The organism is Embleya sp. NPDC059237 (assembly GCF_042754105.1).
Taxonomy (GTDB): domain Bacteria; phylum Actinomycetota; class Actinomycetes; order Streptomycetales; family Streptomycetaceae; genus Embleya.
Window position 1 is genome coordinate 252,016 of sequence record NZ_JBHZAE010000008.1, and the last position, 16,543, is coordinate 268,558.

Genomic DNA, 16,543 nt, shown 5'->3' on the forward strand with positions numbered 1-16,543 from the left:
CCCGGCCGGACGTATGTCCGACGGCGTCCGATAATGTATGTGTACTGTGAAGCCAACTGCGGACCCAGTGCCCACCCGGCTCGGCGGCCGAATCGCCTGGATCATGTGGGCGGTGGCGGCCTCGGTGTACGTCGTCGCGGTGTTCCATCGCAGCAGCCTCGGGGTCGCCGGGATCGAGGCCCAGGAGCGCTTCCACGTCTCCGCGTCGCAGCTCTCCCTCTTCCCGATGTTGCAGCTGCTCGTCTACGCGGGCCTGCAGATACCCGTCGGCGCGCTCACCGACCGGTTCGGCGCCAAGCGGGTGCTCGGGTGCGGTCTGGTGCTGATGACGGCGGGACAGTTCACCTTCGCCTTCGCGCACGGTTTCCCGGGGGCGGTGCTCGCCCGGGTCCTGGTCGGCATGGGCGACGCGATGACCTTCGTGAGCGTGTTGCGCGTGGTGGCGGTGTGGTTCCCGCCGAACCGGGTGGCGGTGCTGACCCAGTTGACCGCACTGCTCGGGATGGCCGGCAACCTGGCCGGCGCCACCCCGCTCGCCGGGGCGCTGCACGCGTTCGGCTGGAGTCGCACCTTCGCCGTCTCGGCCGGGGTCGGCGTCCTGGTCCTGGTGGTGCTCCTGCTCGTACTGCGCGACAACCCCGGTGCCCCGGCGCGCACCCGGCCGGCGGGCGGTCCCGGCATGTGGTCCCAGGTCCGCGCCGCGTGGGCGGAGCCCGGCACCCGGCTCGGCCTGTGGGCGCACTGGGCGTGCGGCTGCCTGCCGCAGGTATTCCTGATGCTGTGGGGCTTCCCGTTCCTGGTCGAGGGCCAGGGCCTGTCCAAGGGCGCCGCGAGCGCGCTGCTCACCGTCGCGATCGTGATCAACATGCTCGCGTGCCTGGTGGTCGGCCCGCTGGTGACCCGCCGGCCGGGCAGCCGGCTCGTGTTGTGCGTGGGACAGCCCGTGCTCGCCGTCGCGGCCTGGGCGGCGGTACTGATCCCGAGCGAGCCCTCGCCGCTGTGGCTCCTGGTCCTGCTGGCCCTGGTGATCGGGCCCGGCGGCGCGTTGTCCCTGGTCGGCATGGAGTTCGCCCGGGCGGGCAATCCGCCGCAGCGCCTGGGCACCGTGTCCGGCATCGTCAACGTCGGCGGATTCGCCGCCGCCACCCTGTGCCTGTTCGCCATCGGCCTAGTCCTGGACCTGGTCGAGCCCGGCGGCGGCGAGCACGGCCTGAACGCGTACCGCGTGGCGATGGCGGTGCAGGCCGTGCCGCTGCTCCTGGGCGTCGTACAGGTGTTGCGCTACGCCCGCAAGGCCGCGGGCCGCGAACGGCGGCCCGAACCGGTGTGCGTGGTGGCCCGGCGTATACCCGAGCGCGAGAGTGTGTCCGACGCGGGCTGAGGCCGCGCCCGATCGCCCCACCGCACTCCGGGCACCCTCGGCGCGCGGGCGACGGTTCAGGGTGTGACGGCCATGCTGCCCAGGATGCGCTGCGCGAGGTCGGGGTCGCCTTCGATCCGCACCTCGGCCCGGTTCGGCGCGACCCGACCGCACATCAACCGCACGAACGTCTCCCAGTCGGTGCCGATCGACACCAGCGGCCCCAGCGGGACCCGGCCGTCGAGCCGGCCCCGGCCGTTCTCGTCCACCGTGACCGTGCGCATGAACTCCACCGGCCCGGTCACGTCGAACACCACGGACGCGCCCGCCGGCGCCTTGGCGTCCTTGGCCACCACCCGGGCCAGCCCGGCGAGCAGGAAGTCGCGGGTGATCAGCGCGGCGGGCGAGTCCAGGTTGCCGGGCTCCCCGATCGCGCGCCGCACGTCCTGCTCGTGCACCCACACGTCGAACACCCGCTGGGTGAGCAGGAAGCGGTACGGGACGCTGCGGCCCATGATGCCGCGCACCTCGTCGTCCGGAGCCCGCTCGCACTCGTCGAGCATCCGGCGCCGGCGCAGGATCACGTATTCCAATTCGCCGGTCATCTCCGGCGAGGTGTGGCAGCGCCGCACGTCCACCGGTATCTCGGTGTAGCGGCTGAACTCGTCGTGCACATGCCGTAGATCGCGCGGCAGCGTGTGGATCGGCCGCGGATCGCCGAGCAGTTCCAGCTCGATGCCGATCACGTGGGACACCACGTCCCGGACCGACCAGCCCGGGCACTCGGTCGGGCTGCTCCACCGGCCCTCGGTCAGGGTGGAGACCAGATCTTTGAGGGAGCGCACCGAGTGCTCCCAGGCGTCGACGTGCGTTTTCAGGTCGATGGTCACGTACTACCTCTCGTCGCTGCGTCACCGGTCGAATGGAGGGGAGCGACCGTTGCTTTGACGTGGTCCGGGATCCTGGCAGGCACGTTACGCTGCCAAAGATCCTGCGGTCAGCCCGTTCGCGGGAAGCAAGCGGTGTAGGTGAGGGGAAAGTGCGCGTTTCGCTCGTACAACTCGACGTCGACCCGGCGGTGCCCGCCCGCGAGCGCCTGGCCGAGGTGACCGCCCTGGTCCGCGCCCGACGCGGCGACCACCTCGTGGTGCTGCCCGAGCTGTGGCTGCACACGGGTTGGGTCTACGACGACTGGGAGACGGACGCCGAGGGGGTACGCGGTCCGGCGGCCCAGGCCATGGGCCGCGCGGCTCGCGACGCCGGCGTCTGGCTGCATGCCGGCAGCATCATCGAACGCGGCCCGGACGACAACCTCTACAACACGTCGCTGGTCTTCGACCCCGACGGCGCGCTGCGCGGCACCTACCGCAAGATCCACCGCTTCGGCTTCACCGGCGGCGAGGCCGCGCTGATCTCGCGCGGCACCGAGACCGCGCAGGTTCGCATGCCGTGGGCCGAGGTGGGCCTGGCGACGTGCTACGACCTGCGCTTCCCGGAGCTGTTCCGGCGCATCCTGGACGCGGGCGCGGAGGTGCTGGTGCTGCCCGCCGCGTGGCCGGCGCGGCGGGTCGAGCACTGGCGCGTGTTGTCCCGCGCCCGCGCGATCGAAAACCAGATGTTCGTGCTCGCCTGCAACGTCACCGGCGAGCAGGGTGGCCAGGCGATGGGCGGGCACAGCATGGTGATCGACCCGTGGGGCGAGATCGTCGCCGAGGCGGGGACCGAACAGACCGTGCTGACCGCCGAGATCGACCCCGCGCTGGTCGCCAAGACCCGCGAGGACTTCCCGGTCCTGCAGAACCGGGTGTTCTGAGCCGCGTGTCTCGTCGGGGCCGGCCCCGCGGCGCCGTGCCGCGGGACCGGCTCACAGGTGGATGTTCTTCACCTCTTTGCCCGCCGCGTCGTACGCCTTGAGCTTGTACGCGGGGGCCGCCTTGCGCGCGGTCACCACCAGGACGTAGACCCGCGTCTCGGGGTCGACCCGCACGGGGTGGATCACCACGGGGTCCTTGTGTCCCTGCCAGGTGACCTCCAGGTAGGCCACATCGGGGGAGACCTCGGCCTGGATCGCCGCCACGTACAGATTCTTCTCGCCGTCGAGTCGGCCGAAGGAGCCGCCGCCGCCGAACCGGTTGCGGTCGTTGGCCTTGTCCCGCGCGGTTCGTCCCGGGCGCACGTCGCACGCCTTCCCGAACCCGCTGTCGAACTGCTTCCGGACCTCCTCGAAGCAGGTGCGCTCGGGACCCTCCGCCCAGGCGCGGTACGTCCACGTCTTCCCGGCCACCACACCCGTGCCCACGATGTCGGGAGTGGCGCCGGGCGGCCGGGTGCCCTGGTCGACCGAGACGATGTCGTTGGACCTGCCCTCCGCGTCCAGCACACCCCCCGCGATCACCGCGCCGCCACCGCCCAGCACCAGCGCGGTCACCGTCGCCGCACCGAACGTGAACCCGCGCCACCGGCGCCTGCGCGAGCCGCGGATCGCCGCGTCGGCCGTCGGCGGGGTCAACCGCGCCGCCTCGATCTCTGCCATGAACGCCTCCCTCAGTGCGGTGCCGTCGTCGGCCATGGCCGCACCTCCGTATCCGAAGTCGAGGGGGTTTCCGTCTGATATGGGATCAGATCGGCGAGTTGAGGATCCTTGCGAAGTTGGGCGAGTCCCTTGAACGTCTGGCTTCGCACCGTACCGACCGCACACCCGAGGATCTGCGCGACCTCGGACTCCGGACGGTCCTCCCAGTAGCGCAGCACGACCGCCGCCCGTCGACCGGCCGGCAACCGGCCCAACGCGGCCATCAGCACGCTGCGTTCGGCCACCGCGCCGGTCGAGTCGGGCCCGGCCCGATCCGGCAGCCGGTCGGTGAGGAAGTGCGTCACCCGGCGGACCCGGACCCGGGACAGATGGGTGTTCACCATGATCCGCCGCACGTAGGCGTCGGGGCTCTGCGCCGCGAACACGCGGGCCCAGGAGGTATACGCCTTGGTCAGCGTGGCCTGAGCCAGGTCCTCGGCTTCGTCGCGATCGCCGCACAGCAGGTACGCGGTGCGCACCAGAGCCGTCCGCCGGGCCTCGACGAAGACGCGGAACTCGTCCTCTTCCCGTTGGGATCTCAACCGTGCCCCCTTTCACCCGAACAGACGTGTGGGGGTGGACGGTTCTATGCCGAACCCGCCGAACCGTCGACGGTTCGGCGGGCTCGGCGCGGGCTCAGTCCTCGTCGTCGCTCAACCGGTCCACGCACACCGCGGTCGCGATGATCAGCGCATGATCCCAGCCGGGCGCGATGTCGATGCCGTAGGTGTCCCGCACCCGCAGCCACTTGCGGGTGATCTGGGCGACCGGCCCGTTCGGTCCGGAGATCCCGTACTCGTGGTGGAACATGTCGCCGCGCACCGTGAGTTCGGTCCCGACCGCGAGTTCCACCGTGAACGCCTCGTGCAGCGGGGTGAACATCTTCTTGCGCACCGTGGCGACCGTCTCGCCGGTCGCGTCCTGCACCTTCATCGCATGATGGATGCTGACGATCTTCTTCTTCACGGTCGCCAACACGGTGCCGGCGGAATCCTTGAGCTCCAGCCGGTCGTGCAGGGTCAGTGCCTTGCCGTCGACCAGATAGACCTTCTCGCCGTCCTCGGTGGTGACCCAGAAGTCGTCGCCGATCGCGAACATCTTCTCCCGCACGAGATAGCGGCCGGGCGGAATCCCCGGGTAGAGCTGGGTGCCGCCGTCGTACTCGTCCCCGAACACTGGTGCCTCCACGGTCGCCTCGCCTTGTCGGCAGACTGCCCGATATGGCGGCGTTCAGTCGTCTTCGGCACGCCGGCGTGCGGCGGTACGGATACACCCGGTTGGGTGGGGTGCGGCCCGTACCCGCGCGGGCCGACGGCTCGCGGCCGAGGCGGATGGTTCACTTCGCATCATGAGCAGCACCGCGCGTCGAACCAGGGTCCGGGCCCCCGAGTGGTCCGGTTCCGGAGGCTGGATCAACACCGCCGGACCGGGACCGACGCTGGCCGGGTTGCGCGGGCGGATCGTGCTGCTGGACTTTTGGACCTCCGCCTGCGTGAACTGCCACCACGTGCTGGCCGAGTTGCGCGGCCTGGAGGAGCGTCACCGCGACGTGCTGACCGTGATCGGCGTGCACTCGCCCAAGTTCGAACACGAGGCGGAACACGGCACGGTGGTGTGCGCGGTACAGCGGCACGAGGTGTGCCACCCGGTCCTGGACGACCCGGAGCTGAGCACCTGGAAGCAGTACGCGGTGCACGCGTGGCCGACCCTGGTGGTCGTCGATCCCGAGGGCTACGTGGTCGCGCAACTGTCCGGCGAGGGCCACGTGGGCGAGATCGAGTCGCTGATCGCCGACCTGGTCGCCGAGCACGACGGCAAGGGCACGCTGCGCCGGTCCGCCGAGGAGGTCGACCGGCCCGAGACCCCGCGCACCGACCTGCGCTTCCCGGGCCAGGTGCTCCGGTTGCCGTCGGGGGCGCTCCTGGTCGCCGACACCGGCCACCACTCGCTCGCCGAACTCTCCGACGACGGGCGCACGGTGCTGCGCCGGATCGGGACCGGGCGGCGCGGACTGCTCGACGGCGGGCCCCGGCACGCGATGCTGGCCGAGCCGCACGGCATGGCGCTGCTGCCGCCCGAGGTGGCCGCACACGTGCGCTACGACGTGGTGGTCGCCGACACCGCCAACCACGCGCTGCGCGGCGTCTCGCTGGCCACCGGGTCGATCCGGACCGTCGCGGGCACCGGCCGGCAGCGCCGCCGCGGCGCGGAGGACCACGGCGCGGCCCGCACGATCGATCTCTCCAGCCCGTGGGACGTGGCGTGGTTCGGCGGCCGGATCATCGTGGCGATGGCCGGGGTCCACCAGCTCTGGGAGTTCGACCCGGTGGGCGAGGGGGTCGGGGTGCTGGCCGGCACCACCGACGAGGGCATGGAGGACGGCCCGGTGGACACCGCCTGCCTCGCCCAGCCCTCGGGCCTGGCGGTCTCCCCCGACGGCCACACGTTGTGGCTGGTGGATGCGGAGAGCTCGGCGCTGCGCCGGCTCGTGGACGGCGGCATCGAGACGGTGGTCGGGCGCGGCCTGTTCGACTTCGGCCTGCGCGACGGCCCGGCCGAGCACGCGCTGTTCCAACACCCGCTGGGTGTGGACACGTTGCCGGACGGCTCGGTGGTGGTCGCGGACACCTACAACGGCGCGGTGCGGCGCTACGACCCCTCGGACGGGTTCGTGTCGACCCTGCTCACCGGTCTGGAGGAGCCGGCCGCGGTGGCGGTGGTGGCCGACCTGGACGAGGACCTGTACCTGACCGTGGTCGAGTCCTCGGCCCACCGGGTCCGCAAATTCCGCCTCCCGCACACGTAGCCCCGGGCCCGGGGGAGCGGCCGCGCATCGCGGTCGCCCCCCGGACGCTCGTGCTCAGCCCTCCAGGAAAGCCGCGGCGGCCGAGGCGAGCAGGAACGGGTCGTCGGCACCGCAGAGTTCGCGCGAGGAGTGCATCGACAGGCACGCCGCGCCGACGTCCACGGTCTCGATGCCGAGGCGGGTCGCGGTGATCGGGCCGATCGTGGTGCCGCAGGGAAGGGAGTTGATCCCCACGAAGACCTGCGCGGGCACCCCTGCACGCTCGCACGCGGCGGTCCACACGGCCCGACCGCGCGCGTCGGTGGCGTAGCGCTGATTGGCGTTGACCTTGAGGATCGGGCCGCCGTTGGGTACGGGGTGATGGCCCGGCTCGTGCCGACCGACGTAGTTCGGGTGTACCGCGTGCCCAACGTCGCTGGAGAGGTGGAACGAGTCGGCGAACGCCCGCGCGCGGTCGTCGAGCGAGCCGCCGCGCCCGCTGACGATCCGGGTCAGCACCGTCTCCAGGAGCGGGCCGCCCGCGCCGGTGGTGGAGTCGCTGCCGGTCTCCTCGTGGTCGAACGCGCCGAGCACCGGGATGTGCGCCGCCCCGTCGTGCGCGGCGGCGAGCAGCGCGGCCAGCCCCGCGTGCACCGACAGCAGGTTGTCCAGGCGCGGCGCGGCGAGCAGTTCGCGATCGCGGCCGAGGTAGCTCGGCTTCTGGACGTCGTGGACCATCAGGTCCCACCCGGTGACGTCGCCGGCGGGCACCCCTGCCTCCTGGGCCACGAATCGAATCAGCGCGCCCTCGTCGACCGGGCCGAGCCCCCAGATCGGGGTCATGTGCTGCTGCTTGTCCAGTTGCAGCCCGGCCTCGTTGACCGCGCGGTCCAGGTGGATCGCCAACTGCGGCACCCGCAGCAGCGGTCGGTCGACGAAGACCAGGCGCTCGCGGCCGTCGCGCAGCACGATCCGACCGGACAGGCCGAGGTCGCGGTCCAGCCAGGAGTTCAGCAGCGGGCCGCCGTACACCTCGACGGCGATCTGCCGCCAGCCGGCCGCGCCCGTGTCGGGCAGCGGCTTGACCCGCAGCGTCGGCGAGTCGGTGTGCGCGCCGACGATCCGGAAGCCGCGGGTGCTCTCCGCGCCCTCCGGCACGTACCAGGCCACGATCGCGCCGCCGCGCAGCACGTAGCGCCCGCCCGCCTCGCCGTCCCACGCGGCCGTCTCCTCGAGCCGCCGAAAGCCCGCCTCCTCCAGCCGCGCGGCCACGTTCGCGGCCGCGTGGTAGGGGGACGGGCTGGCGCCGATGAACGCGATCAGATCATCGGTGTGACTCCGGTCGAAGCGCGGCGAGGGCATGCATACTCCAAGGTGCGCGGCCCGCTCGGCCGCGAGGATCGTGGCGGTTGTCCGCCGACGAGCCTACGCCCCGCCCCCGGCGCGGCCCGGAGCGGCGACCCGGTGGGCGTGGTTCAGCCGAAGCTCACCCGGTCGAGCCAGAACGCGAGCAGGTCGGCGTCGCCGAGGATCTCGACGTCCGCCTCGGCGGGGGTGCGCCGCTTGTAGGCGACCAGCAACAACTCGACCAGCGGCCCGCGCAGCGCCACCGCGGACTTCTCGTGCGCCCGCCGCCAGGTGATCGCGTCGCCGGTGAGGTCGAGCACCCACTCCGCGTCCGCGACGTCGGTGGCGTGCAGGTGCACGGTGCGGCCCGGGCCGAGCAGTTCGCGCATCCGGGGGTGGACCTCGAAGTGCATGGGCAGCGCGCCGAGTTCCATCCATTCGTCGAGCGCGTCCGCCGCGACCTCGTGGTCCAGGACGTAGTCCGCGCCGAGCGCGAGCGTCGCGTCGGCCCGGTGCAGCGCGGTCTCGTGGGTGAAGCGCCGGGCGTAGAACGCGGCGGTGCCGCCGGTGACCGGCGTCCACAGCGCCGCGTCGGGCCCGGCCTCGCGCAACGCCTCCGCCAACGCCGCGGCCCCCTCGGCCAGCCACGGCCCGAGCACGGCGGGATCCTCGTGGGTGTACGCGGCCAGGTCGCGGAAATCCTGATCGGCGACCGGCTCGGCGGCCCGGCTCCGGACCGTCTTCGCCGCCCAGCGCTGCCCGCCGCCCAGATGCCGCACCAACTGTCCGACGTTCCACCCGGGACAGGACGGCACGGGCACGGTCGGGTCGGCCCCCTCGATCGTGGCCCGAAGCAGATCGGTCTGCGCGACGATCTCGGCGCAGTGGCGGTCGTGGCTCAGCGAAGTCATGGCCTCACGGTAGAGGCCCGAGGCAATCGTCGGGACCGGTGGCAACCCCCTCGGGGGAGCTGACGAGGCCCCGACACGGCGAGGCGCCGCCTCTCGCCCGGGAGCGGGAGGCGGCGCCTCGTGGAGTGCGAGCGGCCCGAACTAGAAGGCCGCCTCCGGGAGGTCCATCAGGGCGTTGTCGATCTGCTCGACCATCAGCCGCTGCGGGGTGAGCAGCGGCAGGATCTCCCGCGCGAAGTGCTTCGCGGCGGCGACCTTGCCCTGGTAGAACGCCTCGTCGCGACCGGGCGTGCCGGCCAGCTTGGCCAGCGCCACCGAGGCCTGGCGCAGCAGCAGCCACGAGACCACCAGGTCGCCGGCGGCGAGCAGCAGGCGGGTGGTGTTCTGGCCGACCTTGTAGATCGAGTCGATCTCCTGCTCGGACGCCATCAGCTGGTTGATCATCGCGGCGACCATGCCCTGGACGTCCTCGGCGGCGGTCGCGAGCAGCTTGACCTCGGCGGCCAGCTCGCCCTCGGCGTGCGCGGCGATGAACTCCTGGATCTCGCCGGCCACCACGGTCAGCGCCTTGCCCTGGTCGCGGACGATCTTCCGGAAGAAGAAGTCCTGACCCTGGATCGCGGTGGTGCCCTCGTAGAGGGTGTCGATCTTGGCGTCGCGGATGTACTGCTCGATCGGGTATTCCTGCAGGAAGCCCGACCCGCCGAAGGTCTGCAGCGACTGGGCGAGCTGCTCGTAGGACTTCTCCGAGCCATAGCCCTTGACGATCGGCAGCAGCAGGTCGTTGACCCGATCCGCGGTCTCGTCCGTGCCGCCGGCCAGCGCGGCGCCCTCGATCCGGTCCTGCCACGAGGACGTGTACATCACCAGCGCGCGCATGCCCTCGACGTACGCCTTCTGGGTGAGCAGCGAGCGGCGCATGTCCGGGTGGTGCGTGATGGACACGCGCGGCGCAGCCTTGTTCGTCATCTGCGCGAGGTCGGCGCCCTGGAAGCGCTCCTTGGCGTACTCGAGCGCGTTGAGGTAGCCGGTGGACAGCGTGGCGATGGCCTTCGTGCCGACCATCATCCGGGCGTACTCGATGATCTTGAACATCTGCGCGATGCCGCTGTGCACCTCGCCGACCAGGGTGCCGACGGCCGGGACGCCGTGCTCGCCGAAGGTGAGCTCGCAGGTCGTGGAGACCTTGAGGCCCATCTTGTGCTCGACGTTGGTGACGAAGGCGCCGTTGCGCTCGCCGAGCTCGCCGGTCTCCGGGTCGAAGTGGAACTTCGGCACCACGAACAGCGACAGGCCCTTGGTACCGGGGCCCGCACCCTCCGGGCGCGCGAGCACCAGGTGGATGATGTTCTCGGTCATGTCCTGGTCACCGGAGGTGATGAAGCGCTTGACGCCCTGGATGTGCCAGGTGCCGTCCTCCTGCCGCACCGCCTTGGTCCGACCCGCGCCGACGTCGGAACCGGCATCGGGCTCGGTCAGCACCATCGTGGAGCCCCACTGGCGGTCGACCATGAAGCCGGCGACCTTGCGCTGCTCCTCGGTGCCGAGCGTGTGCAGCACCTGGGCGAAGTCGGGGCCCGCCGCGTACATCCACAGCGCCGGGTTGGCGCCGAGCACCAGTTCGGCCACCGACCAGCGCAGCGAGCGCGGGCAGTTGGTGCCGCCCATGCTCTCCGGGAGCGCGAGGCGCCACCACTCGGAGTCCATGTAGGCCTTGTACGACTTCTTGAACGCCTCGGGCAGCGTGGCCGAGTGCGTCGCCGGATCGAACACGGGTGGGTTGCGGTCGCCCTCCGCGAAGGAATCGGCGAGGTCGTTCACGGCGAGGCGCTCGACCTCGGACAGGATCGACCTGGCCGTCTCGACGTCCATGTCCGCGAACGGACCCGTGCCATAGACCTGCTCGCGCCCGAAGACCTCGAACAGGTTGAACTCCAGGTCGCGGAGATTCGACTTGTAGTGACCCATGACAGGCTCCGCCCGTGGTTGCGTCCGGTGTACTGCGCTGACTGAAACTGCTCGACACTCGACGGCTCGACCCGAAGAATCGAGCGAGCGACCGAAGCGATCCGAAAACCAGTGTACTGGTCGGTAACATAATGATCGTACCCATGGGTAACTTTTTCAATCCCCGAGAGGTTCCCATCGGGTTACCACCAGGTACTCATGACCGTCTCGGCCGAGGGCTCAAACCCCGGCCGCGGACCCGCTAGCCTCGTGGTGTGTACGGCTACGCAACCGAGGAACCCCAGGCCCGGGCGGAGGCGCCGGCGCTCACCGACGCCGTGCGCGCGTTCGCCACGGGCGTCATGAACGGCGAGGACTTCCAGTCCATCTTCATCGCGTCGAAGGTCTTCTGCCCGAGGGGGGATCGCCCGGGCTTTTTGGCCCTGCACAACACCCCCGAGCCGGTGATCCCGATGTTCAGCTCCCTCGCCGAACTCAAGAAGTACGCCGGCGAGGAGTCCAGACACTTCACCGTCACCGGCGCCGAGGTGCTCGACCTGCTCCCCAACGGCTACGGCTTCGTGCTCGACCTCGACGGCGAGCACCGGGTGATGTTCGACGCCAAGGCCATAGAGCAGATGATCGCCTTCGCGATGCGGCGGATGTACGGCTGACGGCGGCCCCGCAACGGCCGGACGCGCCGGCGGTCATCGACGATGACGGCCGGCGCATCCGGGTCGGTGGTGCGATCAGGCCGGGCGGTGTCCGTGGTTGGCCCGGTGCTTGCGACGGGACTTGCGCTTGCGGGTCTTCTTCGACATCGCGCCCCCTTGCTCGTCCGTGTTCGCGGTGTCGCATGCCTACCCGGGTGCGGACCGGATCCATGCGTACGAGTCGGCGGGGGCGTTCGGGTCAGCGGGGGTTCGCCCTTCCGTGGCGCAGCAGTTCGCCGCTGTGTACGCCGGTGGGCTCGTCGTTCTCGACCGTCACCCGCCCGTTGACCAGGATGTGCCGGTAGCCCTTCGCGTCGATCACCGTGCGCAGTTGGCCGCCGGGCAGGTCGTGGACGAACTTCGGGTCGCCGTAGGCCAGTTCGTCGTAGTCGTAGACGATGATGTCGGCCGCGGCGCCGACGCTCAGCACGCCGCGGTCGGTGAAGCCCGCACACCGGGCGGGCAGTCCGGACAACCGCCAGTGGGCCTGCTCCAGTGAGGTCCAGGCGTGCTTGCGGACGTACTCGACGATGTACTCGGTGCCGTACATGCCCGCGCTGAGCGTCTTGAGGTGCGCGCCGCCGTCGGACAGGCCGGGCAACAGGTATTCGTAGTCCACGAGTTCCTTCAGGCCCTCCAGCGTGGCGTTGAACTGGCCGGTGTGCACCTCGGTGGTCAGCCCGTCGGCGATGGTGACGTCGCACAGCACGTCCACCGGGTGCCGGTCGAGCCGCGCGCCGATCTCCTTGAACGACAGGCCCTCGTACTGCTTGTACTCCTCGGTGAAGGTGCGGTGCAGCTTCATGTCCGGGTACAGGTGGTAGAACAGCGGGTCGAATTCCCGCAGTTCGGCGCGGATCGCCGGGTCGTTCAGCAGCGCGATCTTGGCCTCCACGGTCTCGGCCTCGAAGATCGTGGCCACCGGCGGGCGGGTGGACACGCCGCCGTACAGGAAGCTGAACGGCACCGGGACGTCGGTGGTCATCGCCTGGCCGTAGATCGGGATGCCGCGCTCCTGGCAGCTGCGCAGCCACTCGATCTTGCGCCGGTACAGGCCGCCGCTGCGCGAGTTGGCGATCACCGCGTTCCAGATCAGCGGCCGGCCGCCGACCTCGACGAGGTGTTCGTACTCCTCCTCGGTGATCTGCGTGCCGGACACCTGCATGAAGCCGCGGCCCTGTCCGGCCAGCGCCTCGGCCAGGGCCAGCCGGGTCTGCGGCCACATGATGTCGGTGGGCATCGGCGTACCGTCGAAGTCGCCCTGCATCAGCCGGCCGTTCGGGTTGCCCGGCTCGCCCAGGCACTGCGCCGACCAGCCGCCCGCGCCGGCGTCCATCGCCTCGGTCAACAGGCGTGCCAGTTCCGCGTGTTCGGCGTCGGTGGGCAGCGCACCCGCCTTCGCCCGCTCCAGGCCGAGTACCCAGATCAGCAGCGGGTTCACCGGAACGTAGGGCAATACGTTGACCGCCTTGGGGGTGCGCTCGACGCTGTCCAGGTATTCGGGGAAGGTGACCCAGTCCCAGGGCATGCCCTCGCGCAGGGTCTCGGTGGGGATGTCCTCGACGGCGGTCATCGACAACATCGCGCGATCGCGCATGTCCTCGCGTACCGGGGCGAAGCCGAAGCCGCAGTTGCCGGTGACCACGGAGGTCACCCCGTGCGGGCCGGACGTGGTCAGGTACGGGTCCCAGAAGACCTGGCCGTCGTAGTGCGTGTGCAGGTCGATGAAGCCGGGCGCGACGATCAGTCCGGTCGCGTCGATCACCCGATCCGCGTCCTCGGCGGGGACGCGCCCGATCGCGGTGATCACGCCGTCGGTGATCGCGACGTCCGCGCGAACCCGCGGGTTGCCGGAACCGTCGACGACGATGCCGCCCTTGATGACCAGGTCGTGGTTCGCCATGGCGTCCCTCTCTCGTTAATTAAAGGCAGTGTTTAATACGAGAGGGGCAAGGAGTCAAGGCATTCCGGGCCGGGGTCGGCTCAGTCGCCGGCGAGGGCGCCGGCGACGATCGCCGTGAGGTGGACGTCCAACGCCTCCGGGCCGAGCAGGCCGGTCGGCGCGATGCCGTCCGGGCGCGGCGGGCTGTTGTGCCGGGCGGCGCGCGCCGCGCACAACATGCCGACCATCTGGGTGACCAGGAAGGCGCGGGCCTGGAGCGCGGTCGCGGGCAGATCGGGGCGGGCCGCGGCCACCGCGTCCACCACGTCCTGCACGTCCTCGCCGCCGAGCAGCGGGGTCACCGGCGAGGTCGCGTCGCGCAGCAGTTCCACCGAGATCTGGAGGTAGGCCCGGTCGGCCGGTGAGCCGTTCAGCAGCTCGGTGATCGGCAGCACGATCGCGCGGGCGAACCCGGACAGTCGCTCCGGCCGCTCGCGGGCCGCGGCAAGCAGCGCCTGGCGGCGGGCGTACACGACCGGCACGTGCTGCTCGACGATCGCCCGCAACAAACCCTCGCGTCCGCCGAAGTGGTAGTGGATCGCGCCGGCGTTGCGCTGCCCCGCCGCGCGGGTGATGTCCTGCAACGGCACGTCGAGACCGTGCCGCGCGAACAGGATCTCGGCGGCCTCGACGATGCGGCGCCTGGTGGGGCCGGAGTCACGGGGCATGGGCGCAGCATAGGGCCTGGTCGGGGCCTGGCCCCCGACCCGAATGGCGGCACTGTCAAGTGCCTGTTTGGCCAGGTTTCGATACGTTTTGAACCTAATGGGACCTTCGCCCCTGTCCGCGTACCTCGGTACGGGTGACCATGGATCGCGTTGGTCGTCGGCCCGTCCCCTCCTGTGCGACAACGAAAGGTCCCGATACATGCCTGCCCTGGCGCTTCCCGCTCGTCGAGCAGTTCCGGTGGCAGTGGGCCTCTACGTGGCGGTCCTGGTGAGTCGGGCGTTCGCCCCGGACTACCTGGACATGCACGCGGTGCTGATCGCGGTTCCGGCGGTGGTGGCGATGGCCTACCGCCCGTGGTTGACCGCGACGGCCGGGGCGGTGGCGCTGGCGACCCGGCTCCTGCTGAACCCGCACGCGTACGGCGGCGGGGACAAGTCCACCACCGGCGTCTCGGCCGCCATCCTGATCGTGACGCTGTTCGGGTGCTGGGTCGGCTGGGAGCGGCGGCGCCAGGACGCCCGGCTGCATCGTGTGCAGTCGGTGGCGGAGGTGGCCCAGCGGGCGCTGCTGCGGCCGGTGCCCCGGACGATCGGCCGGTTCGGCTTCGCGGTGCGCTATCGGGCGGCGGCCGAGGAGGCATCGATCGGCGGCGATCTGTACGAGGTGCTGGAAACCCCGTACGGGGTGCGGGTGCTGCTCGGCGACGTGCGCGGCAAGGGGCTCGAGGCGGTCGACATGGCGGCCCGTACGCTCGGCGCGTTCCGCGAGGCGGCCTACGACGCGCCGACCCTGGCGGAGGTCGGTGCCCGGGTGGATCGCAGCCTGAACCGGCAACTGGGCACCGAGGACTTCGTGACCGCCGTGATGGTCGAGCTGTGTCCCGGCGAGGGCACGATGCAGGTGCTGGCGTGTGGCCATCCGTCGCCGCTGCTGGTGCGCGGCGGCACGGTGGGCGAGGTGATCGGCGAGGCGGGTCTGCCGCTGGGCATGGGCCTGTTGCCGGCGGCCACGGCGCGCGTGGTGGAGGCGGTCCCGTTCCGGCCGGGCGACGTGCTGCTGATGCATACGGACGGGGTGACGGAGGCCCGGGACACGTCCGGTGTGTTCTACCCGCTGGGCCGACATCTGGCGACCTACGCGCACAACGACGCCGCCGGGATGCTGGACGCGGTCGAGCAGGCCCTGATCGCCCACGTGGGCGGCAAGCTGGAGGACGACGCGGCGATGCTGGCGGTGACCCTGACCGGCCCGCTGCTGAAGGTGGTCAAGCCGGCCCGCGCCCTGGAGCCGACCCACCAGTCGGCGTAACCCGCGTGATCCGGTGCAGAGCGCCCAAAAAAGAAGAGACCCGCTCTCCTCGCCGAACAGAGGCTAGGACGCCCCGAAAGCGGTTCTGACCTGCGGCAACGGGATCGACGGCGCGACGGGCAGCCCAGCGGCCCACGCATGGCCCATGATCATGGAGAAGAGTCCACCCCGGCGCGGCGCGTGGACTCTTGCCCTTTCCCCGGGCCGAGCTGACTGGGGGAGAAGAAAGCGGAGAGGCCGTTAGCCGCCGGTTGTTGGCGTTCGCTGCGCTCACGCGTCGGCTCTTGTGCCGAGATCCTTGCAGAAGCCATCCGCAGGTGTCGGACGTGGCAACGAGTCCTGTAGAGGCCCCTACGGGTCCTCCGGCACGACCGTATGGGCCTCTACGGGCGCGTAGAGGCCCTTGTATGGCTTCTGACCTGCCTGTATGCCCGTAGGAGCCACTACGGGCGGCGCTCCCCCCAACCCCCTCTTAAGAGGGGGTGTGCGCCCCGCACGCTCTGCACCGCGCCGAACCGGCAGATGTAGAGGCCCCTACGGGAACACACGCAACGTCACGGAACCGGCCAGCGCTGGGAGCGCGCGAGCCGACGCGTGAGCGCAGCGAACGCCAACAACCGGCGGCCAACGGCCGCTCCGCTCTGCCCTTCTCCCGCCGGTTACGCGAAGGTCTTGGCGCTTCACCGAACCTTGTGTGGGCCCACACAAGGGGGCCCACACGCCTGTGTGGGCCCACACGCTCTGTGTGGGCCCCCGTGTGGGCCCCTGACCTGCTTGTGTGGGCCGTGTGGGCCCACACGGCCCACCCCTGGAACTCCCCCTCAAGAGGGGTTGCGGGCCTCTCGCGGAGGTCTGGGACGTGAACCGTGTGGGCCCACACGCGCGAGCACGCGCCGTCACGGCGGGCGGTCGCTACTGGGTAGTGGGTACTGGGGTGCCGGCTACTGGGGTACTGGGGCATCGCAGGTGGCAACCCGCCGACCACAGGG

13 protein-coding genes and 1 pseudogene are annotated in these 16,543 nt (G+C 71.0%); 5 read left to right on the forward strand and 9 right to left on the reverse strand.

All coding sequences use genetic code 11. The features are described from left to right. Positions 1–103 precede the first annotated feature (103 nt). Positions 104–1,381 (forward strand): nitrate/nitrite transporter, encoded by a 1,278-nt coding sequence (locus ACFXKZ_RS25905; protein WP_380003537.1) that lies wholly within the window; start codon positions 104–106, stop codon positions 1,379–1,381. A gap of 56 nt (positions 1,382–1,437) precedes the next feature. Here the strand turns inward: ACFXKZ_RS25905 and ACFXKZ_RS25910 are convergent, their stop codons facing one another. Then, positions 1,438–2,250, reverse strand: coding sequence for a maleylpyruvate isomerase family mycothiol-dependent enzyme (locus ACFXKZ_RS25910; protein WP_380003362.1), 813 nt, complete (start codon positions 2,248–2,250; stop codon positions 1,438–1,440). Between the two features lie 149 nt (positions 2,251–2,399). Here ACFXKZ_RS25910 and ACFXKZ_RS25915 point away from each other — a divergent pair, with 149 nt between their 5' ends. Continuing rightward, entirely contained in the window at positions 2,400–3,173 is a 774-nt protein-coding gene (locus tag ACFXKZ_RS25915; protein ID WP_380003363.1) for a carbon-nitrogen family hydrolase, read from the forward strand. Positions 3,174–3,224: 51 nt separating this feature from the next. On the opposite strand, the gene ACFXKZ_RS25920 is transcribed toward ACFXKZ_RS25915, so the two are convergent. From ACFXKZ_RS25920 to ACFXKZ_RS25930, 3 genes are all read right to left on the reverse strand, one after another. Then, the gene (locus ACFXKZ_RS25920; protein ID WP_380003364.1) at positions 3,225–3,929 is read right to left on the reverse strand and encodes a hypothetical protein; all 705 of its coding nucleotides are present in this window, start codon (positions 3,927–3,929) and stop codon (positions 3,225–3,227) included. Further along, positions 3,905–4,474, reverse strand: coding sequence for a SigE family RNA polymerase sigma factor (locus ACFXKZ_RS25925; RefSeq protein WP_380003365.1), 570 nt, complete (start codon positions 4,472–4,474; stop codon positions 3,905–3,907). The genes ACFXKZ_RS25920 and ACFXKZ_RS25925 overlap by 25 nt, the downstream gene beginning before the upstream one ends. A gap of 94 nt (positions 4,475–4,568) precedes the next feature. Then, positions 4,569–5,120 carry an LURP-one-related/scramblase family protein gene (locus ACFXKZ_RS25930; RefSeq protein WP_380003366.1) on the reverse strand — a complete coding sequence of 184 codons (552 nt, stop codon included), beginning with the start codon at positions 5,118–5,120 and terminating at the stop codon, positions 4,569–4,571. Between the two features lie 160 nt (positions 5,121–5,280). Here ACFXKZ_RS25930 and ACFXKZ_RS25935 point away from each other — a divergent pair. Further along, positions 5,281–6,729 (forward strand): annotated as a pseudogene (locus ACFXKZ_RS25935) (thioredoxin-like domain-containing protein); the annotation flags it as partial. A gap of 63 nt (positions 6,730–6,792) precedes the next feature. Here ACFXKZ_RS25935 and ACFXKZ_RS25940 read toward each other — a convergent pair. From ACFXKZ_RS25940 to ACFXKZ_RS25950, 3 genes are all read right to left on the reverse strand, one after another. Beyond that, complete coding sequence (locus ACFXKZ_RS25940) at positions 6,793–8,079, reverse strand: M18 family aminopeptidase (protein ID WP_380003367.1); 1,287 nt, start codon at positions 8,077–8,079, stop codon at positions 6,793–6,795. Between the two features lie 113 nt (positions 8,080–8,192). Next, a complete protein-coding gene (locus tag ACFXKZ_RS25945; protein WP_380003368.1) occupies positions 8,193–8,975 on the reverse strand; it encodes a maleylpyruvate isomerase family mycothiol-dependent enzyme in 783 nt (260 codons plus the stop codon). Between the two features lie 141 nt (positions 8,976–9,116). Beyond that, entirely contained in the window at positions 9,117–10,943 is a 1,827-nt protein-coding gene (locus ACFXKZ_RS25950; protein WP_380003369.1) for an acyl-CoA dehydrogenase, read from the reverse strand. A 254-nt stretch (positions 10,944–11,197) separates the two neighbouring features. On the opposite strand from ACFXKZ_RS25950, the gene ACFXKZ_RS25955 reads away from it, so the two are divergent. After that, the gene (locus ACFXKZ_RS25955) at positions 11,198–11,596 is read left to right on the forward strand and encodes an SseB family protein (RefSeq protein WP_078976240.1); all 399 of its coding nucleotides are present in this window, start codon (positions 11,198–11,200) and stop codon (positions 11,594–11,596) included. Between the two features lie 238 nt (positions 11,597–11,834). Here ACFXKZ_RS25955 and ACFXKZ_RS25960 read toward each other — a convergent pair whose 3' ends face one another. Together ACFXKZ_RS25960 and ACFXKZ_RS25965 are read right to left on the reverse strand one after the other, a co-directional pair. Further along, entirely contained in the window at positions 11,835–13,538 is a 1,704-nt protein-coding gene (locus ACFXKZ_RS25960) for an amidohydrolase family protein (protein WP_380003370.1), read from the reverse strand. A gap of 80 nt (positions 13,539–13,618) precedes the next feature. Further along, positions 13,619–14,245, reverse strand: a complete 627-nt coding sequence (locus ACFXKZ_RS25965) for a TetR/AcrR family transcriptional regulator (RefSeq protein ID WP_380003371.1) — start codon at positions 14,243–14,245, stop codon at positions 13,619–13,621. Between the two features lie 238 nt (positions 14,246–14,483). Between ACFXKZ_RS25965 and ACFXKZ_RS25970 the strand changes: the two genes are divergently transcribed. Beyond that, entirely contained in the window at positions 14,484–15,554 is a 1,071-nt protein-coding gene (locus tag ACFXKZ_RS25970; protein WP_380003372.1) for a PP2C family protein-serine/threonine phosphatase, read from the forward strand. Positions 15,555–16,543 lie beyond the last annotated feature (989 nt).

Bases quoted from the DNA above. Each gene is read 5' to 3' on its own strand.
- ACFXKZ_RS25905 (WP_380003537.1), top strand. From the start codon at position 104: ATGTGGGCGGTGGCGGCCTCGGTGTACGTCGTCGCGGTGTTCCATCGC.
- ACFXKZ_RS25920 (WP_380003364.1), bottom strand. From the start codon at position 3,929: ATGGCCGACGACGGCACCGCACTGAGGGAGGCGTTCATGGCAGAGATC.
- ACFXKZ_RS25940 (WP_380003367.1), bottom strand. From the start codon at position 8,079: ATGCCCTCGCCGCGCTTCGACCGGAGTCACACCGATGATCTGATCGCG.
- ACFXKZ_RS25945 (WP_380003368.1), bottom strand. From the start codon at position 8,975: ATGACTTCGCTGAGCCACGACCGCCACTGCGCCGAGATCGTCGCGCAG.
- ACFXKZ_RS25950 (WP_380003369.1), bottom strand. From the start codon at position 10,943: ATGGGTCACTACAAGTCGAATCTCCGCGACCTGGAGTTCAACCTGTTC.
- ACFXKZ_RS25960 (WP_380003370.1), bottom strand. From the start codon at position 13,538: ATGGCGAACCACGACCTGGTCATCAAGGGCGGCATCGTCGTCGACGGT.
- ACFXKZ_RS25965 (WP_380003371.1), bottom strand. From the start codon at position 14,245: ATGCCCCGTGACTCCGGCCCCACCAGGCGCCGCATCGTCGAGGCCGCC.